The sequence below is a fragment of the Veillonella absiana genome (genome assembly GCF_032970865.1).
Classification (GTDB): Bacteria; Bacillota; Negativicutes; order Veillonellales; family Veillonellaceae; genus Veillonella; species Veillonella absiana.
Map to the genome: position 1 here is coordinate 38,770 of NZ_JAWJZB010000003.1, position 24,319 is coordinate 63,088.

General features: G+C 39.9%; 24 protein-coding genes and 1 riboswitch. Of the genes, 20 read left to right on the forward strand and 4 right to left on the reverse strand.

Going from position 1 to position 24,319, the window contains the following annotated elements; genetic code table 11:
* Position 1 precedes the first annotated feature (1 nt).
* On the reverse strand, positions 2–931 hold the full coding sequence (fba, locus tag RVY80_RS02890) for a class II fructose-1,6-bisphosphate aldolase (RefSeq protein ID WP_295188514.1): 930 nt from the start codon (positions 929–931) through the stop codon (positions 2–4).
* A 187-nt stretch (positions 932–1,118) separates the two neighbouring features.
* Between fba and fic the strand changes: the two genes are divergently transcribed.
* Positions 1,119–1,730, forward strand: a complete 612-nt coding sequence (fic, locus tag RVY80_RS02895) for a protein adenylyltransferase Fic (RefSeq protein WP_317329618.1) — start codon at positions 1,119–1,121, stop codon at positions 1,728–1,730.
* A 136-nt stretch (positions 1,731–1,866) separates the two neighbouring features.
* On the opposite strand, the gene RVY80_RS02900 is transcribed toward fic, so the two are convergent.
* The gene (locus tag RVY80_RS02900) at positions 1,867–2,793 is read right to left on the reverse strand and encodes an RluA family pseudouridine synthase (RefSeq protein ID WP_317329619.1); all 927 of its coding nucleotides are present in this window, start codon (positions 2,791–2,793) and stop codon (positions 1,867–1,869) included.
* 281 nt (positions 2,794–3,074) lie between these two features.
* On the opposite strand from RVY80_RS02900, the gene RVY80_RS02905 reads away from it, so the two are divergent.
* From RVY80_RS02905 to RVY80_RS02970, 14 genes are all read left to right on the forward strand, one after another.
* The gene (locus RVY80_RS02905) at positions 3,075–4,178 is read left to right on the forward strand and encodes a WG repeat-containing protein (protein ID WP_317329620.1); all 1,104 of its coding nucleotides are present in this window, start codon (positions 3,075–3,077) and stop codon (positions 4,176–4,178) included.
* A 62-nt stretch (positions 4,179–4,240) separates the two neighbouring features.
* Positions 4,241–5,815 carry a WG repeat-containing protein gene (locus RVY80_RS02910; RefSeq protein WP_317329621.1) on the forward strand — a complete coding sequence of 525 codons (1,575 nt, stop codon included), beginning with the start codon at positions 4,241–4,243 and terminating at the stop codon, positions 5,813–5,815.
* A gap of 367 nt (positions 5,816–6,182) precedes the next feature.
* The gene (locus RVY80_RS02915; RefSeq protein ID WP_317329622.1) at positions 6,183–6,677 is read left to right on the forward strand and encodes a YajQ family cyclic di-GMP-binding protein; all 495 of its coding nucleotides are present in this window, start codon (positions 6,183–6,185) and stop codon (positions 6,675–6,677) included.
* 114 nt (positions 6,678–6,791) lie between these two features.
* Positions 6,792–7,910, forward strand: coding sequence for a cobalt-precorrin-5B (C(1))-methyltransferase CbiD (gene cbiD / locus RVY80_RS02920; RefSeq protein WP_317329623.1), 1,119 nt, complete (start codon positions 6,792–6,794; stop codon positions 7,908–7,910).
* The gene (cbiE, locus tag RVY80_RS02925) at positions 7,886–8,512 is read left to right on the forward strand and encodes a precorrin-6y C5,15-methyltransferase (decarboxylating) subunit CbiE (RefSeq protein WP_295188531.1); all 627 of its coding nucleotides are present in this window, start codon (positions 7,886–7,888) and stop codon (positions 8,510–8,512) included. The genes cbiD and cbiE overlap by 25 nt, the downstream gene beginning before the upstream one ends.
* On the forward strand, positions 8,509–9,105 hold the full coding sequence (gene cbiT, locus RVY80_RS02930) for a precorrin-6Y C5,15-methyltransferase (decarboxylating) subunit CbiT (protein WP_295188534.1): 597 nt from the start codon (positions 8,509–8,511) through the stop codon (positions 9,103–9,105). The genes cbiE and cbiT overlap by 4 nt, the downstream gene beginning before the upstream one ends.
* Positions 9,098–9,859 carry a precorrin-4 C(11)-methyltransferase gene (cobM, locus tag RVY80_RS02935; protein ID WP_295188536.1) on the forward strand — a complete coding sequence of 254 codons (762 nt, stop codon included), beginning with the start codon at positions 9,098–9,100 and terminating at the stop codon, positions 9,857–9,859. The genes cbiT and cobM overlap by 8 nt, the downstream gene beginning before the upstream one ends.
* A gap of 13 nt (positions 9,860–9,872) precedes the next feature.
* Positions 9,873–10,988, forward strand: a complete 1,116-nt coding sequence (locus tag RVY80_RS02940) for a cobalt-precorrin 5A hydrolase (protein WP_317329625.1) — start codon at positions 9,873–9,875, stop codon at positions 10,986–10,988.
* Between the two features lie 29 nt (positions 10,989–11,017).
* Entirely contained in the window at positions 11,018–11,707 is a 690-nt protein-coding gene (gene cobJ, locus RVY80_RS02945) for a precorrin-3B C(17)-methyltransferase (RefSeq protein WP_295188655.1), read from the forward strand.
* On the forward strand, positions 11,704–12,495 hold the full coding sequence (cobK, locus tag RVY80_RS02950) for a precorrin-6A reductase (RefSeq protein WP_295192678.1): 792 nt from the start codon (positions 11,704–11,706) through the stop codon (positions 12,493–12,495). The genes cobJ and cobK overlap by 4 nt, the downstream gene beginning before the upstream one ends.
* Positions 12,482–13,147 (forward strand): precorrin-8X methylmutase, encoded by a 666-nt coding sequence (locus RVY80_RS02955; RefSeq protein WP_317329629.1) that lies wholly within the window; start codon positions 12,482–12,484, stop codon positions 13,145–13,147. The genes cobK and RVY80_RS02955 overlap by 14 nt, the downstream gene beginning before the upstream one ends.
* A 13-nt stretch (positions 13,148–13,160) precedes the next feature.
* On the forward strand, positions 13,161–14,153 hold the full coding sequence (locus tag RVY80_RS02960) for a FecCD family ABC transporter permease (RefSeq protein WP_295192675.1): 993 nt from the start codon (positions 13,161–13,163) through the stop codon (positions 14,151–14,153).
* Between the two features lies 1 nt (position 14,154).
* On the forward strand, positions 14,155–15,000 hold the full coding sequence (locus tag RVY80_RS02965; RefSeq protein ID WP_317329631.1) for an ABC transporter ATP-binding protein: 846 nt from the start codon (positions 14,155–14,157) through the stop codon (positions 14,998–15,000).
* Between the two features lie 73 nt (positions 15,001–15,073).
* A riboswitch (ZMP/ZTP riboswitch) is annotated at positions 15,074–15,155 on the forward strand.
* 35 nt (positions 15,156–15,190) lie between these two features.
* Positions 15,191–16,447, forward strand: coding sequence for an L-lactate MFS transporter (locus RVY80_RS02970; RefSeq protein WP_317329633.1), 1,257 nt, complete (start codon positions 15,191–15,193; stop codon positions 16,445–16,447).
* A gap of 76 nt (positions 16,448–16,523) precedes the next feature.
* Here RVY80_RS02970 and RVY80_RS02975 read toward each other — a convergent pair whose 3' ends face one another.
* Together RVY80_RS02975 and RVY80_RS02980 are read right to left on the reverse strand one after the other, a co-directional pair.
* A complete protein-coding gene (locus RVY80_RS02975; RefSeq protein ID WP_317329635.1) occupies positions 16,524–17,480 on the reverse strand; it encodes an ABC transporter substrate-binding protein in 957 nt (318 codons plus the stop codon).
* A gap of 195 nt (positions 17,481–17,675) precedes the next feature.
* Positions 17,676–18,674 (reverse strand): sirohydrochlorin cobaltochelatase, encoded by a 999-nt coding sequence (locus RVY80_RS02980; RefSeq protein ID WP_399416900.1) that lies wholly within the window; start codon positions 18,672–18,674, stop codon positions 17,676–17,678.
* 435 nt (positions 18,675–19,109) lie between these two features.
* Between RVY80_RS02980 and RVY80_RS02985 the strand changes: the two genes are divergently transcribed.
* From RVY80_RS02985 to cobO, 5 genes are all read left to right on the forward strand, one after another.
* Positions 19,110–20,015, forward strand: a complete 906-nt coding sequence (locus RVY80_RS02985; protein ID WP_317329638.1) for a sirohydrochlorin cobaltochelatase — start codon at positions 19,110–19,112, stop codon at positions 20,013–20,015.
* Between the two features lie 310 nt (positions 20,016–20,325).
* Positions 20,326–21,180: a sirohydrochlorin cobaltochelatase gene (locus RVY80_RS02990; RefSeq protein WP_317329640.1), complete on the forward strand. Its 855-nt coding sequence runs from the start codon at positions 20,326–20,328 to the stop codon at positions 21,178–21,180.
* A 182-nt stretch (positions 21,181–21,362) separates the two neighbouring features.
* Complete coding sequence (gene cobI / locus RVY80_RS02995; protein ID WP_295192665.1) at positions 21,363–22,082, forward strand: precorrin-2 C(20)-methyltransferase; 720 nt, start codon at positions 21,363–21,365, stop codon at positions 22,080–22,082.
* Positions 22,083–22,161: 79 nt separating this feature from the next.
* Positions 22,162–23,595 carry a cobyrinate a,c-diamide synthase gene (locus RVY80_RS03000; RefSeq protein WP_295188562.1) on the forward strand — a complete coding sequence of 478 codons (1,434 nt, stop codon included), beginning with the start codon at positions 22,162–22,164 and terminating at the stop codon, positions 23,593–23,595.
* Positions 23,596–23,707: 112 nt separating this feature from the next.
* Positions 23,708–24,250 carry a cob(I)yrinic acid a,c-diamide adenosyltransferase gene (cobO, locus tag RVY80_RS03005; RefSeq protein WP_317329642.1) on the forward strand — a complete coding sequence of 181 codons (543 nt, stop codon included), beginning with the start codon at positions 23,708–23,710 and terminating at the stop codon, positions 24,248–24,250.
* Positions 24,251–24,319 lie beyond the last annotated feature (69 nt).

A 24,319-nucleotide genomic window follows, 5' to 3' on the forward strand; every position in this document is an offset into this window, starting at 1 on the left:
ATTAGAGTGTATGAGAGGAGCCTAGCACGTTTTTAATTTTGTGAGCTACCATGCCTTTAATAGCGTCACGTGCAGGTCCTAAGTATTTACGAGGGTCGAATTCGGATGGGTTTTGTGCTAAATATTCGCGAACAGAAGCAGTCATGGCCAAGCGAAGGTCAGTATCGATGTTGATTTTACATACAGACATTGTCGCTGCACGGCGAAGCATTTCCTCTGGAACGCCTTGAGCACCAGGGATGTTACCACCGAATTGATTACATTTTTGAACGAATTCAGGAAGTACTGTGGATGCACCATGCAATACGATAGGGAAGTTAGGTAATAATTTGCCAACCTTTTCCAAACGTTCGAAATCTAGGTAAGGGTCACCTTTGAATTTGTAGGCGCCATGGCTTGTACCGATAGCGATAGCCAAGGAATCTACACCTGTTAATGCAACGAATTCAGCAGCTTGTTCTGGATCAGTAAAACGAGCGTCAGCATCGCTAACGTTAACGTCGTCTTCAACGCCTGCCAAACGGCCAAGTTCAGCCTCTACTACAACGCCATGAGCGTGGGCATATTCAACTACTTGTTTAGTGATTTTTACGTTTTCGTCGAAATCGTGATGGGATGCATCGATCATAACGGATGTGAAACCGCCGTCAACGCAGTCTTTACAGATTTCGAAGGAATCACCATGGTCAAGGTGAAGGGCGATTGGTAAATTGCTGTCTTCTAATGCAGCTTCTACCAATTTTACGAGGTAAATGTGTTTTGCATATTTACGCGCACCTGCAGATACTTGCAAAATGAGAGGAGATTCTTCCTCTTTTGCAGCGTCTACGATACCTTGTACGATTTCCATATTATTTACGTTGAAAGCACCGATAGCGTAGCCACCGTCATACGCTTGTTTGAACATTTCTTTAGTAGTTACTAATGGCATGTTGTCCTCCTTGAGCCTTGTGGGCCTAATTATTCCGTTAAATGATTTAACATTTACAATCAAGACTAGTATAGCAAGAATCAAGGTTAATAGCTATATTTTTTTATGTTTTTGATGAAAGTTTTTATCGAATTCTGTATAATTGATATATAATAATTTTACTGTCATAGAGAAGGAGTTTAGTAGAATGGTATTACAAAATAAATTGAATATTACGAGTTCTACTGAACTCGCTAATTCAGAGGAAAAATTAACAAAAATTAGAGCCCTAGAATTGTTCTCTAAAGGTTTATTGAATACCATTGAAGTGGGGACTTTCAAAGGGCTCTGTGAAATACATCAGTATCTATTCCAAGATATTTATGATTTTGCTGGTCAAATGCGTACTGTGAACATTGCGAAAGGTCAATTTCGCTTTGCACCGGTTCTCTATTTAGAACAAGCATTGCAAGAAATTGATAATCTACCATACACTACATTTGAAGAGATTTTGGCAAAATATGTAGAGATGAATGTGGCCCATCCATTTCGTGAGGGGAATGGCCGTGCCATGCGTATTTGGCTGGACTGCATGTTGAAAGCATCCCTAGGGCAAGTCATCGATTGGCAACGTGTACATAAGCAGGATTATTTGTCTGCTATGGAAAGAAGTCCAATCAATGATTTAGAAATTCGTGTAGCATTGCAGGCTGCATTAACGGATAAAATTGATGATCGCCTTATTTATATGAAGGGCATTGATGTTAGTTATGCTTATGAGGGATATGATTTGTATCAAGCGGAGCAGTTAGAGTCATAAGGCCAATACAGGCGAAAAAAGTTATTTGCATAATTGAATAGGAATATTCTCGGGTAGAGAATATATAAAACCGGTATAGAAGCTAAGTGAATTAGCTGTATACCGGTTCTTCTATACGTACGATTTGAAATTATATTTATAGTACAAGTATGTTTTTTAGATCATTAGGTAGCTCAGCATGTAGATGGAGTTCCTCTCCAGTTACAGGATGAGCAAACCATAACTCAGAGGCATGCAATGCTTGGCGTTGTATTACATTTAGATGTCCACCATATATATCATCGCCTAGTAATGGATATCCTAAATGGGAGAGGTGTACACGAATTTGGTGGGTACGGCCCGTATGGAGGATGCAACGGATATGCGTATAAGGTTGAGCACCAGATGATATAGTATCATTACAAAGTGGTTTCGCCATAGCTCCTGTTTTTATTACCGTTACATCTGTATGGGCTGCTTTGCCATTTTTGTGGACACAACGCTCAATAATACTTCTTTCCTTGCGGGCAATAGGCCAATGAATGGCGAGTTGTGCAAGGGGCATATGACCTTCCACAATGGCATCATAGACTTTATGGAATGTAATGTGTTGTTTCGTAAATAAATGCTGCACTCTGGCAGTTTTTGCGAGGACTACTATACCGGATGTATCTTTGTCTAGTCTATGGACTGGGTGAAAGTCATAAGATTGTTTTGTGCTTTCATAATAATGCATAACAGCATTGGCTAAGGTTTTGTCTCGAACTGTTGAGGTAGGATGCATTAATAGGCCGGATGGTTTGTTAATGATTAATAGATGTTCATCCTCGTAGATGATATCAAGTGTGTGTGCCCAGGATGTAATAGATGATTCGGTAGGGAGGAATACCTGGAGTGTGTCACCACAGTGAACTAGAGTATCCCAGGTACAAGCCTTACCATTTAATAGAAATACACCATCATTGCGCAATTTGCGTCGTGAGCGTTGCGATATATTTGCCTTCTTGATGGTATGATTGATGGATTGTGTAGGGGTATGTGGGGGAATCTTGATAGAGATAATAGATTGTAAATGATTTATCATAGGAAATAGAAATCTTTCTTAATTTAGTTTGCTTACATCAAAAGTATATATATTGTAACACTATTCATAGTATTTCTGTTAAAATTGTTTTCTCTATGTGAAATTTATATAACAGTAGTTGCAAGATAATACTTAGTTGCAAGATAATACTTGTTACACAATTAATTGTGGTACAATACATATATAATGTAAATGATTATAATATAGTAAGTTTTTAAGACTCTGTGGAGTTAGGAGTATGTAAAAGGAGTATATGGTTTGTGTGAACCATACAACACTATATGAAAACAAATACACGGATAAATAAAAAATTCATTTTAGCTGCAGTATTAGGCGCATTTGCTTTATCATTAGGTGCGACTACGGAGGTTAACGCGGCTTGGCCTAGGCATGGGCAGCGTCAAGCCCCCGCTCATGTAGAACAACGAGTACATCGTGAACAAGTACATACATCGCGTTCTGAATCTAACAGTTCCTATGAACGACGAGAACATGTAAGACGTAGTGGAACTAGTATTTCTGGTTCACGGCATCGTGTCAATAGTTCTAATCGCCCTATGGTTCGTCGCGATGGACAATTAGGTCCAAGACCTCGTGTACCATCGGATATTCGACGTGGTGATCGTCGTATTGTTAAACATCGCTCTGTACGTCATCATATTAGATCTGTATTTATTGGTAACCCATTCTATTATGGTCAAGACTATTATGATTATTTTGGTACTCCAGTAGTTACCGTCTATAATGTTGAGGTACCTCAACAGGCTATGTTAGAACCTGGTATGATTCGAATTGATAATACCATGTTTGATCGAGGCTCTCTTGCTAAGGTGAAATCGAATGGTAAATGGGGTATTCTAGGTACAGATGGTCAAGTATCCATTGCACCGGTGTATAAGAATATTCAAGCCGCTGTGGATGGTACTTTTTATGGTGAAATGTCGAGAAAGGATATTAGACATATTACTAAAAAAGGTGAGATTATTACGCCATCTATAGATGAACAAATTAAGGCTGAAAATACATCTAAACCAGAACCAAAGGTAACCTATGAAGAAAGTAATCGGGTCATTCGTGTGAATGGTAATATGCGCAATATTATCGATACCAAGAGTGACAAGGTTGTGTTCTCCACTGTAAAAGCGGACACAATTCAACCATTTGCACGAGATAACTATACGTGGGTTCATCAAGGAAAGAAAAATTACCGAATCATCGATAAGGATGGTAATTTGAAATATCAAAATACAGAAAATAACATTGAAAAAACAACATATTTTAACCATGGCTATAGCCCTGTAAAATCTAATGGGAAATGGGGTATTATGGATAAAGATGGTAAATGGTATGTAGAGCCAACATACGAAGACATTGTTATTTTATAATTCTTTTTTGTGTGTGAAAGAAAGGTGACGGACTGTGTGATGCCGTTGAAGGTACTATTATAATGAATTTAATTTTTAAGAGAAGTTGTAAACAACGAGTATTATTAGCGGCAGTATTAGGGGCTTTTACTATGGTAGTTATGCCTACTGTAGATGCAGCTGGTAATGCACAGAATGATAAACGATTAGAGGTTGTGCAAGAACGTATCCAGCGGTCACAAAGCACAGTATCTACATCTGTAGGTGGATATACTTATAGTGAGCGCAGTCACTATCATCATTCTGGCTCATATATTGGTTTAGAAATTGGCTCTATTATTAATCCTTATAGAAATGCGCCAGAATTAAAATTAGCGGATCAAGTGGTAACCATTACTAATAGTACTTATGCAAAGGAAGGAGTACTAGGGATTTTTCGAGATAATGGGAAATACGGAGTCTTAGGCATTAATGGAGAAGTTTTAATACCTGCACAGTATAAAGATTTGGAAACAGGCCTGTATGGAAATTTCAAATATAAAGATGGTAAAGCCACTAAGTATATGGATAAAAATGGTAAAGAAATTTCAATGGCAGAGGATATTGAGCGTATCAAAATGGAAAACGCTGAATTGGCTAAGGTGAAGGCTGAATTGGCACAGTATCAAACTACATATCCTAGTGATGAGTATGAATATTTTCAAGATACGAATAAGAAATACGGCTTCAAGAATAAAGCTGGAGAAGTAGTTATTGAACCTCAATTTAAGGATATAATTACCTATTTTAGCAGTGACCGAGCTTTCGTTAAAAATAAAGAAGGCAAGATAGTGGCTATTGATGGTAATGGTCAAGAGGTGTTTACACCACCATCCAAAGATGTGAGTTCTTTTGATGATAATGGGTTAGCTGAATATCGTCGTAAGGTAAGTGGTTTTAATTTTGGTAGCCTATTAGGATTTATAGGTGGCGGTACATTTAGTGGGCATGGATGGGGTTATAATGGTTATGGTGTAGGTGGATTTACCTATGATGGTGTAAAACGTGGTTATATGAATACCAGTGGTGATATTGTTATCGACAGTAAGAATGATGCGGTATGGCCTATGACACGTTTTGGTACTATCGTCAAAAATCAGGGTAAAACTGGTTTTATGAATCGCGATGGTCAATACATTATTCAACCTAACAATTATGAAACAGGTGAAATTGATCAATATAATGGTTTACTTGTGGTAAAAAATAAAGATCTTGATAAAACAGGTATCTTTAGTATTGATAATGGTCAACAAGTGGTGCCATTCGTATATGATGATATTACATTTGCCGGAACAAAACGTATGGTGGCAACATTAGAGAATACGAAATACCTTGTAGATATGGAAACTGGTGAGGCTGTATTCACTACCGTTAAAGATGATATGATTGATGGCTTTGGTACTGATGTGTATACATGGGTACATAAAGGCCATAGTAAATACCGTATTATTGATATGGACGGTAATATCCTCTTTACTGATGACGCAAATGTATTTAGTGACGTGAAAACATTCACGAATGGACATAGTGCGGTTAAGGTTAATGGTAAATGGGGCGTTGTAGACATGAATGGTAACTGGGTGGTACAACCTATGTATGATAATATCGAAACATTGTAATTAGCATAAACGTACTAGTCATTATAATCATATTCTCATAAACTAAATCATTTTATCAATTTGAGGGTCCTCTAAGGTTAGAAATGATAAAAATCTAATCTTGGAGGGCTTTTTTACGTCCAATTCATTGCAGTACTCATGCATAGTACAGTATAATTATAGATAGTGTATTCTGCTATTAGTATGTCTAGCTATAGTGAAAGTAAATGATAACTTTCACTAGGGAGTAATATTGCGTATATATGCCAATACGTAGTAAAACTGTAATGGTTTTCCCCTGCATAGTATCAAATAGTGCGAATACGTGGATGATGATTACGTTCACTAGCTCTAATGCCCAACAGAGACTAGTAGTAGGAGGTATAAAATGGCTAAAGATTGTTCTTTTGACGTTGTATCAGAAGTTAATATGCAAGAAGTAGACAACGCGGTAAACCAAGCAAAAAAAGAAATCGGCACACGTTACGATTTCCGTGGTAGTAAAGCAGAAATCTCTTTAGAAGGAGATACCATTAAAATCCTTGCTGATGATGACTATAAATTGAATGCTATCATCGATGTATTAAAAGGTAAAATGGTAAAACGCGACGTAGCGATTAAAAACCTTGAGTACGGTAAAGTAGAGCCTGCTGCAGGTGCTACAGTTCGTCAAATCATTACTATCAAAAAAGGCATTACCAAAGAAAATGCTAAAGACGTAGTAAAAGCAATTAAAAATATGAAGTTGAAAGTACAAGCAAGTATCCAAGAAGATCAAGTTCGTGTATCTGGTAAAGATAAAGACGATTTGCAACAAGTGATTCAAATGTTAAAACAATTGGATGTACCAGTAGAATTGCAATTCGTTAATTTCCGTTCCTAATTTCTAACAGTAGTAGTTCGTAGCCGCAAGATATGCCCACATATGTAGATACCCTAAGGGATACTTTAATACGGTCATATATGATGCGGATATAACTAATACATAGGAGGACGCATGAGAGTAGAAGACATGAAAGGTGGTTATACCACAGGTTCATGTGCTACGGCAGGTATGAAGGCAGGCCTATTGGCTTTGCTAGATCATACTACAGTAGACTCCGTATATATCGAAAACCCACAAGGCCAACATATCGAGGTACCTATTAAGTCTGTAGAGGTCATATCTGATACAGAGGCAAAGGTAACGGTGATGAAAGATGGTGGTGATGATCCTGACGTGACCCATGGTAATGATGTAGAGACGACAGTATCACTTGATACGACTGGTGAACTGATGTTCAAAGCCGGATTTGGTGTGGGCACTGTCACTAAACCAGGTCTTGCTATGCCTCCAGGGGAACCAGCCATTAATCCGGGCCCACGGGCAATGATGAAAATCGTCTTTAATGAGTTCTGTACTCGTGGTCAAGGCGTGACCGTAACAGTGAGTGTACCGAATGGTCTCGTGCTGGCGAAGAAAACATTAAATCATACCCTTGGTATTGAAGGTGGTATTTCTATCATCGGTACGACGGGGATTGTGAAACCTATGAGTGAGGAAGGCTTTAAGAATTCCTTGATTCCCCAATTAAAGGTGATGAAGGCGAATGGCTGTGAAACAGCTATCCTTGTACCAGGACGTATCGGCCAAGATTTGGCAGAACGTGTATTGGGCATCAGCAAGAATCAAATGGCAGAGACCAGTAATTTTATTGGTTTCATGCTAGAGCAAGCGGCTCATATCGGTTTTAAACGGATTTTGATCATTGGTCATATCGGCAAATTGATTAAACTCGCTAATGGCAGCTTTCACACGCATAATCGCATGAGTGATGGTCGTATGGAAACCATTGTAGCCTATGCAGCCCTTGAAGGGGCGAGTCAGGCAGTATGCGAGGAGTTATTTAATTGCCAAACCACGGAATCCACATTCCCTATTTTAGAACGAGAAGGTCTAAATGGTGTATACCAACGTATTGTAGATCGCGCATCATTACGGAGCGAGCGCTACATTGGGGGGGAAGCACAAGTAGGCATTATTATAACTACATTAGACGGCCGTATTTTAGGAGTCGATCAACGGGCCCAAGAGATAGGAGCTATTGAACATTGGAACATACCTTGTATGTCGTAGGCATAGGTCCAGGAAATCCTGACTATGTCGTGCCTAAGGGCATTGAGACAATAAAGAAAGCCACTGTTCTTGTGGGCAGTGAACGAGCATTGGAGGACTTCCGTGCTCCAGGTCAAACTACCTATGCTATTACGGGTAAACTTAGTATACTAGCTGAACAAATTCAGCAGGAACTGGTAAGCCATGACGTAGTGGTGATGGTAAGCGGAGATACAGGTTATTATAGTCTGTTGCCGTATTTGAAAAAGAAATTTCCTAATCAACCTATAGAGGTCATTGCTGGCATCAGTTCCATGACATTTGCGTTTGCGCGATTAGGCGAAGTGTGGCATGATGCGGATTTAATGAGCTTTCACGGACGCCAACCAAGTCCAGAACAATTGGCGTATCGGGAGGGCAAGAAAATGGGATTCCTCACGGATCCAGAGTACAATCCGGCACATATTGCTCGTATATTATGTGAAAGCGGATGGCCAGCCTCAACGACGGCTGCAGCCTTGGAGCGACTCAGTTACGACGATGAACACATCGTTCGTGGCACCCTCGAATCCCTGCAAGACCTAGAAGGGTTTGGACATTCCGTATTGGTGGTATTAGGATGAGACATTTTTTCGGAATTCGTGACGAGGAATTTATTCGTGGCGACGTACCTATGACGAAGCAAGAAATTCGCATGGCTGTTATGAATGAAGCACGCGTTGACGAAGATAGCGTGATCCTTGATGTGGGTGCTGGTACTGGTTCTATTTCCATAGAGGCAGCCCTGGGTGCACCAAAAGGCCATGTATACGCTATCGAACGATTTGACAAAGGCATTGAATTGATTCAGCAAAATATGGAAAAGTTCAATGTATCCAATATGACGGTTATCAAAGCCAAGGCACCAGAAGGGATGGAGGATTTGCCAGAACTTGATGCGGTGATTATTGGCGGTAGTGCCGGTCAACTAGGGAATATCATTGATGAGGCACAGCGCCTCCTTAAAATCGGTGGTCGCCTCGTGGTGACAGCCGTAACGATGGAGACGGGCAGTGCGATTTTGAAAGAACTCAAAGGACGTCCTTTCGAGTATCATGGCTATCAAATGGCCATCAATCGCTATCGCAAGGCCGGACCTTATCATTTATTAGATCCATTGAGTCCTATTTTTATTGTGAGCGCCACAAAGGTGCAAGGGGAGGAAACAATTGGTTGATGTATATATTATCGGGGCAGGTCCTGGGGATCCAGAACTCATCACCCGTAAAGGATATCGTTTAGTACAAGAGGCCGACGTTGTCATCTATGCCGGTTCCTTGGTAAATCCAGCAATTTTAGAGGCTTGTAAACCTGGTTGTGAAATCCACAACAGTGCGACTATGAACCTTGATGAGGTTCTTGCGGTGATGAAAGCCTCCAAAGAGGCAGGTAAACAAGTGGTACGTTTACATACTGGTGACCCAGCTATCTACGGGGCTATCCAAGAACAAATGGATAATCTTGATAAAATGGGCATTACTTATGAAGTAGTACCAGGCGTGAGCTCCTTCTTGGCAACGGCAGCGGCATTGAAACAAGAGTACACATTACCAAATGTGTCCCAAACTGTTATCATCACACGTTTGGAAGGACGTACACCAATGCCGTCAAAGGAAAAATTAAGAATGCTAGCGGCTCATGAAGCCACAATGTGTATTTTCCTTAGCGTACAAATGATTGATAAAGTAGTAGAAGAACTCATCGAAGGTGGTTATGATAAAACAACACCTGTGGCGATTGTAGTAAAGGCTTCTTGGCCAGACCAACGCATTATTCGTGGCACTTTGGAAACTATTGCAGGCATCATCTCTGAGGAAGGCGTATTGCGCCAAGCTATGATCGTGGTAAGCCATGTATTAAATAGTGAATACGAATTATCCAAATTGTACGATAAAGGTTTTGCCCACATGTACAGAAGTGCTAAAGACTAATAAAGGAGCACACATGAAGACAGCAATTATTTCTGTCACTATGAAAGGTGCTCGTTTAGGTCAACGTGTAAAACACTCTATCGCGCCCGATGCGATTTGCTTTGAAAAAGAAGGCAAAACATCTGGACACGAGGACATTACATTTTCCTCTATGAAAGATATCATAGGCGATGTATTTAAAACCTATGATCGTGTACTCTGTATTATGGCCGTAGGCATTGTGGTGCGTATGATTGCGCCCTATATTGTCCATAAATCGGAGGATCCGGCCATCGTTGTAATGGATGAGGCGGGTCATAATGTAATTAGTTTACTATCAGGTCATTTGGGTGGTGCCAATGAATGGACCTCTATGATAGGTCTTGCCGTTGATGCGCATCCTGTGATCACGACGGCTACCGACGTAAATGGTCTACCAGCCCCTGATGTATTGGCGCGTCAATGTCAATTCCAGGTGGATGATTTCAAGGCATTAATTAACGTCAATGCAGCCATCGTAGCAGGCCAAACCGTGCCATACTATATTGATAGTACCCTCGTTCGTGTAGCTGAGTTCGAACAAGCAGCACTAGCACATGTTCACGGTACGGTGCCTGTAGAGGTCATTGATCCAGTGACTATTCATATTCATGCTACAGACATTGATACGAACCGTGTGTCATTCTTATTGGATGATGCACCCTGTGTTCTTATTACCGACAAGGTAGTGCCCGTAGGGGCCAATACATTGGTATTACGTCCCCAAACGTATACGGTAGGCATTGGTTGTCGCCGTGATGCACCAGAGGAACTTATTTTACATGCAGTGACCCAATCATTGGCGGACCAGCAGCTTTCACCAAAGAGCTGTCATAGCGCCGCATCTGTTATCGTCAAGGCGGACGAACAAGGTTTGCTCACAGCGATGCAGACATTAGCGTGGCCTATTACATTTTACACACAAGAGGAAATGGCCCCTTACATAGAACAAGAAGAATTACAAGAATCTAATTTTGTTAAACAAACTATAGGAGTAGGAAACGTATGCGAGACAACAGCGTTACTAGCGGCCAAGAGCCAAACATTATTGCAGAAGAAAACAATTTATCCCAAAACAACGGTAGCCATTGCACTGGTAACATCAAAGTAATCGGCATTGGCCCTGGTGATGAAGAATTTATGACACCACGAGCTCGTGAAGCCATTCTCGGTGCAGATCGTGTGGTTGGGTATTTGACATATCTTGATTTAATTAAAGACCTTATTGAAGGCAAAGAAACTGTAGGCACTGCGATGATGCAAGAAGTAGATCGTTGCCAACAAGCCGTTGATTTGGCCGTAGCTGGTCACCAAGTTGTGGTAGTATCCTCTGGTGATTCCGGTATCTACGGTATGGCGGGTCTAGTATTGGAATTGGCTAATAAAGTCCCAGCTGACAATCGCCCATCCGTTGATATCGTACCTGGATTGAGTGCGGTAAACGTGGCTGCATCTGTACTAGGTGCTCCATTGATGCATGATTTTGCAGTGATCAGCTTGAGTGACTTGATGACACCTTGGGATTTGATTAAAAAACGTGCTGACCTTTGCGCAGAAGGGGATATGGTTATTTCCTTGTACAATCCACGCAGTAAAAAACGTGTGACTCATCTTGATGAAGTTCGAGAAATCGTATTGAAACACCGCGATCCTAAAACACCTGTAGGTATCGTACAAAAAGCAGGTCGTCCTGGACAGCATATGGTGATTTCTGATCTTGAAAACTTCACAAAAGAAGAAGTAGATATGCAAACATTGGTTATCATCGGTAATAGCCAAACATACGTGGAAAATGGTCGTATGATTACACCACGTGGCTATAAATTATGATTTGGGTCATTGCAGGAACGCTAGATGGTCGTAATTTAGCGGCCCGCGTGCAGGAACACTCCGGTGAGGAGGTCCTCGTATCTGTCGTGAGCCAATACGGCGCACAATTGGCCGAGCATCCTGGCATTACCGTTCATACAGGGCGCCTTGATGAAAGTGCCATGTGTGACCTCATTCAAGATAACAACATCCGTTTACTCATCGATGCGAGCCATCCCTATGCAGCTATCGTAACGGCTACGGCACAAGAGGCGGCTAAGAAAATGGACATTCCTTTCGTTCGTTTTGAACGTAAGGAGGTACCATTACCAAAGTATGACAAATTACATGTCGTACAAGATGAGGTAACGGCGGCTGCATTAGCCGGTAAGTTAGCTCATGATGAAAATAGTCGTGTATACCTTACAACGGGGAGCAAGACGATGCATATTTTTGCCAAGGCTGAGGTACTCCAAGATTGTCAGGTTTGGACTCGCGTGTTACCAACTGCAGAAGTATTACAAATGATGGAGGATCTTGCTGTGAGTCCTAAATACATCATCGGTATGCAAGGTCCATTTTCCTATGATATGAATAAAATCATGTTCAAGGATACGGCAGCATCTGTAGTGGTAATGAAAAACTCTGGCCTCGTAGGCGGTGCAGATACTAAATTACAGGCGGCTATGGATTTAGGTATCCATATTGTGGTCATTGACCGTCCACGTGTTACCATTAACGGTCCACAGATTTCATCGGTGGAAGAATTTTATACCTTATGGGAGGAAGAACTACATGGAGTTCGTTAAAAATCCAAAAGCAATTGAAGATAAAAGTATGGAAATCATTTACGACTACGTAAAAGATTTAGGTTTAACAGAAGACGAAATTCGTGTGGTATCCCGCACGATTCATGCCTCTGGTGACGTGGAATACGCTAAACTTGTTCGCATGAGTCCTAACGCTGTACAACATGGTATTGATGCATTGAACAATGGTGCCCATATCTACACTGACGTAGAAATGGTGCGCACTGGTATCAGTAAACCAGCATTGGCTTTGCACAATAGCGAAGTACATTGCTTGATCAAAGACGAAGGCGTAGCAAAACTCGCGAAAAAATTGGGTGTTACTCGTTCTATCGCAGCTATGCGCACATTCGGTAAACAACTAGAAGGTCAAATCGTAGCCATCGGTAATGCACCAACTGCGTTATACGAAGTATTGCGTTTGGCTCTTGAAGAAGGTGTAAAACCTGCGTTAATTATCGGTATTCCAGTAGGCTTTGTAGGCGCTGCGGAATCCAAAGAATATTTAACTGAAGTATCCCCAGTGCCATACATCACAGTAGAAGGTAATAAAGGTGGTAGCCCCATCGCTGCTTCCGTATGTAATGCCTTGTTATACACTGGTGTAAAACGCAACGATATGCTTCAAGTTGAAGGTAAAGAAAGTAAATAAAAGAGTGATAGACATGAAAGAAGCTACTGGAAGAAAAGCTTTTCGTATGTCCTTTATGATGCTCCTGCTGGTGTTACTAGCAGGAGCTATGATTATATCTCTCGTATTTGGCTCAGCCGATATTACATTGTCAAAAATCTGGCATACATTATGGGCTAGCCAATTGCAGGATACACAGGACATGGTCATTTGGAATATTCGATTGCCTCGTAATATCGTGGCCTCCTTGGTAGGGGCAAGCCTAGCTGTATCAGGTGCTATATTACAGGCCGTTATGAAAAATCCATTGGCGGATCCACAAATTGTAGGTGTTTCCTCTGGGGCGGGCCTCGCTGGGGTTATTATTTTGATTTTGTTCCCTGGCTATGATTATCTCGTGCCGGGCTTTGCCTTTTTCGGAGCCATGGCAGCGGCATTAATGGTCTATGCACTGGCTTGGAAAAATGGGGTGAGACCGAGCCGTATCATTTTGGCCGGTGTTGCTGTAGCCGCTTTTTTAGGCTCCGGTATTTCTGCACTCCTCGTATTCTATGGGGATCGAGTGCAAGGTGCCTTGCTTTGGATGGTAGGGGGACTGGCGGCGCGTAGTTGGCCGCAGGTATACGTGCTGTTCCCATACACGGCAGTGGGACTATTCCTCGCCTTTTTAGGGGCTCGTCGATTGACGATTTTGAGCCTTGGTGACGAAACAGCGAAGGGCCTTGGTCTGCCTGTAGAACAAACACGGTTCATGATGACCGCTGTAGCGGCCTTGTTAGCGGCGGGCGCTGTTAGTATTGCGGGGCTCATCGGCTTTGTAGGGCTCGTGGTGCCACATATTGTGCGCCTATTAATCGGTAACGATTACGCCTATTTATTGCCTAGTTCCGCTCTATTGGGCGCTATCGTCCTCGTCGTGAGCGATACAGTGGGGCGCGTCATGCTCAGCCCTATTGAAATTCCTGTGGGCATCATCATGGCCTTCTTTGGGGCGCCGTTCTTCTTGTACTTGTTGAGGAGGGATTGATATGGATACTGTGAAAGCACCAACTATTCCTCAAACAAAACAGGATAAAGGTGAGTATACAAATAATACTGCTGCTATTTTAGTGGATCATGTGTTCCTTTCTTTTGGTCCGAAACAAGTGTTGAAGGATATCACCTGGTCCGTGCCGAGCGGGCAGATCACTACACTCATCGGCCCCAATGGTTGTGGCAAGAGTACTTTGTTAAAGGCTATGATTGGTCATAATACAATCTCAGAAGGTTCCATTTACATTCAAAATGAACCATTATCGTCCTATACGAACAAGTCCCTGGCACAATATATGGCATTTCTACCGCAGGTGCCAGATATGCCACGGGACATGACCGTAGAGGAGCTCGTATATTGTGGTCGTTTCCCTTACCAAGCGTGGTGGAAGAATACAGCCCAGGAAGATCGTCTCGCTGTTGATGAAGCATTAGAGATTACAAAGACAAGTCATCTTCGTGAACAACTCATACCATCTCTATCTGGTGGTGAACGGCAACGCGTGTGGATTGCTATGGCATTAGCACAACAACCGCAATTACTTGTATTAGATGAGCCAACGACATATCTAGATATTAACCATCAATTTGAAATCATGGAATTACTGAAACGATTGAATGAGACGAAAGGTCTTACGGTGCTGATGGTACTACATGAACTCAATTTGGCGGCCCAATATTCCCATCACATCGGTGTGATGCAAGAGGGGCGATTAGTGACCACAGGTAGTGCTCAAGAGGTAATTACAGAATCACTGTTGCATGATATTTTTTATGTGAGGTCTACAATTGAGACAGTGGATGAACATGTATATGTGAAGATTAAAGGCTTATGTGATTAATTTCACATTGAGATTTATCAATAAAGTCATTGACACCATATTTTTTCATTGCTACAATAAATACAAATAGAAACGCAATATGTGAGGCTGACGGATTTGTAGAATTGACTACAGGCTGCACATATGAAGATACGCCGACCGTCTGGGCAAACGCCTAGATTGTTGGCGTTTTTTATTTCAGGAGGCTTGAATGAAACGAAATCGTTGGGGCATTGCTGCAAGTGCAGTAGGGATCCATATTTCTGTAGGTAGTGTATATGCATGGAGCGTGTTTGTTAAACCAATTATTGCGGCCACAGGTGCTACGTTGGCATCAGTGCAATTTACATTTTCTTTGGCTATTTTTTTCCTTGGAATGTCTGCGGCATTCTTTGGTAGCTTTGTAGAACAATCTGGTCCTACAAAATCAGGTATACTATCTGCGGCATGTTTCTCTCTTGGATTATTAGGAACAGGACTCTCCATTTATATTAATAATATATGGCTTATGTATTTATCATATGGTGTAATTGGCGGCGTAGGACTGGGTGTAGGGTATATTACACCAGTGTCAACGCTCATTAAATGGTTCCCTCATAATCGTGGTTTTGCAACAGGTATGGCAATCATGGGTTTCGGTTTTGCCGCATTGGTGGCGGGACCAGCCATACAATTTTTAAATACTAATGTGGGATTAGTAAATACTTTTATTATTATGGGCCTTAGCTATCTTATCGTTATGATTGGTTCTGCTTTTTATTTAAAAGCTCCGACAGATGGTGATGTTGCGGTACAAGAAGCTTTGAAAGCTAATAAAAGTGAATCTGAAAAGGATAGTAAAAAACTAGAAAAAATCAAATCTCTGGCAGCACAACGTCAATTTTCAGCGCCTGAAGCTATGAAAACAAAGCCTTTCTATAGTTTATGGTGGATGTTATTTATCAATATTACTTGTGGTATAGGCCTTCTCAGTGTAGCCTCTCCAATGGCACAAGAAGTTGTAGGGTTATCTCCAGAACGAGCTGCTACAATGGTAGGTATTATCGGCCTAGTAAATGGTGCAGGCCGACTCGTATGGGCCTCAATTTCTGATTATATTGGTCGAGGTTTTACATATATCGCTTTCTTTATTTTGGAAATTGTAGCATGTATTATGCTTGCCGATACGACTACTGAATTTTTATTCCAAGCTTTGTTCTTAGTGATTATTTCTTGTTATGGTGGTGGATTCTCTTGTTTACCAGCATATCTGGCAGATTTATTTGGTACAAAATCCTTGAGTAATATTCATGGTAAAGTCTTAACCGCTTGGGCTATGGCTGGTTTAGCGGGGCCTTACTTAATCTCTGTATTAAAAGAGCAGTCCAATGGATATGCATCTACTTTATATGTGTATGCTGCATTATTAGGAACAGCACTTGTGGTGAGCTTGATTATGCAATTTAGAAAAAGTCGTGCAGTACAATAGTTGAATATAATAAACGGCGATAGTCCTAGTGTGAAAACTAGGACTATCGCCGTTTTACTTTATTATATGGTGAGTTTTACTTTAAATCTACTGTTATGCCATACGCATCTTGTACTAAACGTGCCATGGCCTCAGGTGTTTGCAATCCTGGGTTAAGCAAGAATAATTTAGAAGGTAGATAAATGACCTTGTTGTTCTGCACTGCTTTGAGATGGTTCCATGCTGGATTTGAGGTCATATCTTTTTCCATAGCTTTTGTAATGTCTTCTTCCTTGCCCATAGTTACGATAAAAATAATATCTGGATTATCTTGTGTCAAGGTTTCGAGAGAGTAGGGAACTGTTTTATCTTTTGTGGTATCTGATAAATGGGTAAGTACTACATTGTTCATCCCTAGATCTTTTACCATGCCAGCAGTTATGGCTAAGTTTGTTTCTGCTGTGACACCTTTACCAGTGGCGCGCAATACAGCAACTTTTGCAGGATTTATAGTTTTGATGGCAGCTTTTACAGTATCAACCTTTTTTGTGTAGGTTTCTATTTGTTGTTTTGCTTGATCTGAGTGATTCGTGATATCCCCAAGTAATGTCATTAAAGGTATATTGTCATTTACACCATCATAATTAATTAAAATATAGGGAATATGATTGCTATTGAGCTGATCTTTATATTTGCTGTGTTGTGAATCTAGACCTAATACTAAATCTGGTTTTAAACCAAGTAAAGACTCCATATTAATATTGGCAGTTTGACCAAGTGCAGGAAGAGCCTCTAATTTTTCTGGTAATTTATCGTTTGTGTTAACACGGGCGATAGCCGTGCCACCAGTAGCATCCAAGAGATAGAGCACTGAGTTAGATAGGACGGCAATTCGTTGTGGATTTGCGGGGACAGTATAATTTTGCCCTTCGTAGGTCACTGTTTTAGTGGTACCGTTTTTTGTTGCATCTTCTTTACCACATCCAGCAAGGAAGAGGGTCATAAATAGCGTTGCACATAATAAAACAATGAGACTGAGTCGATTTGATTTCATAATTACTTGCCTTTCTAATATAAATATAGATAAAACAACAGCCCTGTTATGTATACGAGAGAAGTGCGTATTCTAGGAACACGCACTTCAGAGTTTCTATCTATTATTGTAAAAGCTTTGATAGGGGATGACAAGAATTATTTCTAAGTCCCCAGGTGTAGAAATAAATAATACTATTTCAATAGAAAGTTCTTATTACTTTTGCAAAGCATCAAATGCTTCGTTGGCGCGTTCTACAAAGATGTTTTGAATCGCTGCATTTTCACCAATACCATGGATATAGGTATCTACTTTGAAACCTTCTTTTGTCAAAATTGATTTATGAGAATCTTCTTCGTCGCCGGCCATATCATTATTAGCATGGTCACCAGCAACCATCATAAGAGGCATTAATGTTACATGGTTGATGCCCTTTGCTTTTAATTGAGGGATGACTTGCTCAAGGTTTGGTGTGCCTTCAACAGTATAGATATATGTATTATTTAAGCCTAAACTATCGATACGATCTTGCATTACTGCATAATACGCATTGGATGGATCCGGCGTACCATGGGCCATAATCAATATAGCATCTTGTGCACCAACCTTAGGCATTTGTGTTGTCAATGCTTGCATGGTTTCAGTGACTTGGTCAACTTGACCTTCTTGGCCCATCCAATATATGAGAGGTGTAGCCAAAGTCATTTTTTTGAAATTATTTTTGTATTCGTTATATACAGCTGTACTATATTTGTATTCCATTCCTGGAATCACATTGAGGGATGTCATAGCTACACGTGTATAACCATCAGCTTTTAACTGTGTTAATGCTTCTTCAGGCGTAGGGTAGGAAATGCCTTCATTAGCTTTGATGCGATCAATGATGATGTGGGATGTGAAAGCAGTAACAATTTTAGTGTTTGGATGTGCTTTTTGAATTGCTGCTATGGTAGCATCAATTGTTTTAGCTCGCGTATCCTTGAAGGTGGTACCAAAACTAGTTACTACGATAGCATCTTTATTTTCCAATTGTTGAAGCGCTGCAGTTTCATGTGTACGAACACCAATTTCAGATGCTTCTTTTAGAGCTGGTGTTGCTGTTGTTACTTCAGAGTTTAATTGGTAGGCTGCCTGTACAGGAATAGTTGTGCCCACAGCAATCAGCGCAGTAGCCCCTAGCATTGTAGAAAATAATTTTTTAGACAAGTTGTTCATAGAAAACACGCTCCCTTATTAATAAGTAGTTCTATAATTATGATTCAATCTAAGGTTCATGCTAGCAGAAGCAGGAAATAGTGTCAATAAATCCTATACTGGTTGGGGTATAGACTGTGCATGCCCATTAATGTGTAAATTTTAGATAGAACCTATGTAGTTAAGTTTAATGAATATTTTTAGGATACCTATGAATTTTAGCTATATATTATTTTCTAAATAATAGCAATAAAATATTTGATAGTTTTTCTCATTGACCATTATTAAAAAATAATGTAATATAATCCCATAGTAGTTGATAATAGTTTTCATTTAATAACAACGCGTACATAAATGAATTAGTCAAGAAAATCATATGTTGTAATTTTGAGGCATACTAATTGTTAAACGCAGTTGTTGTGACGTAAATGAAGTCATTTTGTATGGAGGTTATATATGTCTAAAAAAGGAATTATCATCGCATCTTTTGGGTCGGTGTATCAAGATGCTGTAGAAAAATCTATTGGCTCTATAGAGTCCGCTGTTCGTAACGTATATGGTGATGCCTTTGTGCGTAGAGTATTCTTGTCAGATGCATTAGTGGAAAAGTGGAATGAAAAATATGATGAAAAGATTTTATCCTTACCACAAGCATTGAAAGAATTAGAAGCATTACAGGTGGATGAGGTTTATATTCAACCAATTACATTGGTGGCAGATCAATGCTACCAACAATTGCGCAAGCAAGTCATGAAATATGTTCATAGTCGTGAGTTTCGATTTACTCAAATTAATGTAGGTAAACCTTTGCTAACGTCTTTAGGTGTTAAAAATTATGCTGATGATTATGAAGCGACTATTGAAAGCATATTACGTCATGTGAATACAAAAGCTTTAAATAAAACAGTATTATTAATGGCCAATGGTCAAAACCAGTTGGAATTTAGTACATTGCAATTGAAAGCTATGTATGGCATAGGTTCTAATGTAGCCGTATTTACAACAAATGGTTTTCCTACATTTAAACAAGCGTTGCAATTAGTGAATCAAATTGGTCATAAAGATATTTTGGTAGTACCATTGGCATTGATCGGTTCAGCCCATTTAATGGATTATCTAGGCGGGGATCGATCTGATTCTATTTATGCTTTGTTAGCTGAGGCAGGTTATTCTGTATCTATTTGGAATGAAGGTTTAGGTGAAAATCCATATATTCAAAACTTGTTTTTAAAACATCTAGGTCAAGCTATTCGATTATCTGATCGTAAACGTATATCCAACAAAGAATCTATGAGAACATCAAATAATAGAGTTATGGAGACTCGTGACGGTGGTATGGGTTTACAAGGTATGATTTCTTAAACATAAAATCCAATAGATACTTTCGAATCTATATAGTTATAAATAGGTAAATATCTCCAGTGTATGTTAACGTCTATATCATATATGGGTTATAAAAGCTCTTTATTCCTGTTAAAGGGGAGAAAGAGCTTTTGTTTTGTACATGATAATTTCAAGTAAATAGATGTTACCACTATCATTTGACTGTAGTTTTATGAAAATCTTTCATACTTTCATAAAAGTTATCATTAGTATACGCATAACGCTTATAATATGGTATGATTATTTACGTAGCGTTTTGTGAACTTATTGTTATTTTTAGGAGATATACATGAAGCAAGCTATATTGGTTGTAGCATTTGGCACCACAGTGGCAGAGGCAAGACAACATAATATCGACTCTGTTGTTGCATATATTCAACAACAATTCCCATCTTATGATGTATCATTGGCGTTTTCTTCGCGTATTATTGTAAAACGCTTACGTGAACAAGGTGTGACAATTCCTACAGAGGAAGGTGCCTTGGAACAACTCATTGAAGCTGGTTATGAACATATTTATGTACAACCATTGCATTTTACTGGTGGCGAAGAGTTCGATAAATTAAAAAATAATATTTTATCTCATGAAGGGGCTGGTCAACTTAAAACATTACGCGTTGGTCGACCTCTAGTATATTACATGGGGCAAGAAGAACATCCAAACGATTATGAAATCTTTATTAAGGAATGTATTGAACCACTAAATATTTCGAAAGATGATGGTTTGTTGCTCGTAGGGCATGGTGGATTGAGCTCTGGTAATTCCTCATATGGTAATTTACAGTTTCAATTGATCCGATTGGGGCATACGAATGTACGTGTAGGTGTTTTGGAGAATTATCCGTACGTAGAGGATGTTGCGATGCCTTGGGAATGGCTTGATGGGAAGCGACCTAATAAAATTTACATACATCCACTGTTACTCGTTATGGGGGATCATGCACAAAATGATCTCTTTGGAGATGAGGAGGATAGTGTTATTAATGAATTACGCGGGGCCGGCTATGAAGTAGAGGCTATGCGTCAAGGGCTGGGGGAATACAAATCTGTACAAGCTTTGTTTACTCAACATGTACAGGATTTGATTGATGATAAGTATGGGAAACGTTCTAAACATAGACCAGCTATTCCTACTATTAAATAACTTTGTGTTGTTATTACTAGATAAATTAATATAATATATTAATTACATTACTGTATCTATGGATAGGGTCATGTAAAATAGGTTTTATAGTGTACTGTGGTGCAGGGTGCATAGTACTTTCATTTATATAAAAGGTTATATTGAAAGGAGTAGTATGACAGGGGTGTCATACATACAGATACATGAAAGGTAAATTATACGGCATTGGAGTAGGTCCTGGGGATTCTGAATTAATGACGGTGAAAGCTGCACGTCTCGTGGGTGAAGCAGACATCATTATCACACCTAAAACTGAAAAGAAAGATGGTTCTGTAGCATTGAATATTGCGCAACCATACATTCAAGATCATACTGAAATCGTTCCTGTAGTATTCCCAATGGTATTCCATGCAGAAACCTTGAGTGATGCTTGGATTGAAGCTAAAAATATCATTGTTTCCTACCTTGAAGAAGGTAAAAACGTTGTGTTCCTAACATTAGGGGATCCAATGTTCTACAGTACTTACATGTATGTATATCGACTCATCGAAAATACGGGATACGATATCGAAACAATTCCTGGTGTGCCAGCATTCTGTGCTATTGGCTCTCACTTGGGGTACCCGATTGTAGAAAAAGAAGAAGTATTGGCTATCGTGCCTGCTACGGCACCAAAAGAAAAAATTGATGCAGTTCTTGCCGTTGCCGATGATGCTGTTATCATGAAAGTATATAAAAACTTTGATGAAGTGCAAGAAACATTGAAAAAACATGATATGGCAGATGACGCAGTGATGATTAGCCGTGTTGGTCTTCCTGATGAAGAGGTGTTCAGAGGCTTGGATAATATGCCATCTGATACAAAATTAAATTATTTATCTACTATTTTGGCAAAGCGTAAAGATCGCGAATGCATTTGGTAATTGCATGGAAATCTGACTACTATTTTCTTTGATGGCTAGTGCAGCATGAATGCAATAATATTAACAAGAGGTAGAATATATGAACACTGTACAGATTCCACGCGTTGTTATTGCGGGCACTAATTCTGGTGTCGGTAAGACAACAATAGTAGCTGGCCTATTGGCAGCTTATCGTGAGCGCGGTCTCGCAGTGCAATCCTTTAAAGTAGGCCCGGATTATATTGATCCGGGCTTTCATAAAATTGCATCGGGCCGTGACAGTTATAATTTAGATACGTGGTTGGTGCCACCGCATAAAATGAACCCTTTCTTCGCACGCATGTGTGAAAATGCAGATATGGCTATTGTAGAGGGAGTTATGGGGCTCTATGATGGTGGTCGTGAAGGGGTTAGTAGCACGGCTGAGATTGCGAAACAATTGAACGCGCCTGTTATTCTTGTTATCGATTGCAAGGCTATGGGTGAAAGCGCTGCTGCTATAGCACTAGGGTTCAGAGAATATGATCCACAAGTGAATTTTGGTGGGGTTATTTTAAATCGTTTAGGCTCTGCCAATCATGAACGTATGGTTCGTGAAGGCATGGCTAAAATCGGTGTTCCTGTTATTGGTGCCATCCATCGTGATGACCGTATGGGTTCTCCAGAACGTCATTTAGGATTAACACCAGTTACTGAATTTGATCCTACAACGGCTATTGATGCTATTCGTGAGGCCGTGCATAGCATGGTGAATTTGGATGAATTACATGATATTGCTAGCAGTGCATCAGCTATTGAATTAGACGGACATACAATAGTGGATGTAACAAATAATTCTACAGCTAGAGTAGATAGTCCAGTGGATAGTATGGCTAGGGATGAAGCTCTGGGGAAACCTAAAATCGGTGTAGCCTATGATGAGGCTTTTTCCTTCTATTACCCGGCTAGTTTAGCCGCCTTAGAAGAACAAGGGGCAGAATTAGTCTATTTTAGTCCATTAAAAGATAGTTCATTACCAGATGTAGATGGACTTGTATTTGGTGGTGGATTTCCGGAAATGTTCCTTCAACAATTAGCTGATAATACGGCTATGAAATCGGCTATTTTAGCAGCTAATGATAAAAAAATGCCCATCTATGCTGAATGTGGGGGGCTTATGTATTTATGTGAGCACATTGTAGGCTTTGAAGGTGAAACGTATGATACTGTGGGCCTTGTCCCGGCGGATTGTGTAATGCAAAAATCCTTACAAAAGGTAGGCTACGTAACGGCTACGGCATTACGAGATACATTGCTTGGACCTGTTGGTGAATCCCTGAGAGGGCATGAATTCCATTTCTCTATTATGGAACCTCATATTGAAAACTTCCCATGGGCCTTTCACCTAGAAGGGGGCCGGAAACCACAATCTTATGAAGGTGGCTATGCTACAGATAATGTATTGGCCTCTTATTTGCATCTAAATTTTGCTGGTACTGATGAGGGGACACGTCATTTTATTGATCGATGCATTTTATATAAAAAAAGTAAATAATACATTGATATAGGTATGAATACATATCTAATAGACCTATGTTGTGCCACTGTATGACATAGGTCCTCTTATTTAATAATATAAACAGATATAAAAGGGTAGGAGGTGCCATATGGAAGATCGTGGCCTGATTTTAGTTAATACCGGGAATGGCAAAGGTAAAACGACAGCAGCTCTTGGTGTAGTATTACGCGCTGTTGGTCAAGGATTAAAGGTATTAATTTTACAATTTATTAAGAGTGGGAACGGCTATGGTGAATTAAAAGGGCTGGAATTACTAGGCGACTCCGTTGAGATTCGGTCTATGGGTAAAGGTTTTATATATTATAAAAAAAATGATGTTACAGCAGAAACTTTGGCCGTTCATAAACATGCTGCCCAAGAGGCATGGCATATGCTTATTGATGAAGTTAATTCTGATCAGTGGGATTTAATCGTTATGGATGAAATTAATAATGCCGTAAATTATGAACTAATTGATGTTAATGATGTAGTTACAATGCTAAAAAATAAACCAAGACGATTACATGTTATTTTATCTGGACGATATGCAAAAGATGAAATAATTGAATTAGCTGATACGGTTACAGAAATGAAGGTAGTTAAACACGCGTACCAACAGGGAATTAAAGCTGTAAAAGGGATAGAGTTTTAATATATCTAAAGTTATCGAAAAAGTACTTGCAAGAACTATATCGGATTTGTATAATATAGTCATAAGGTT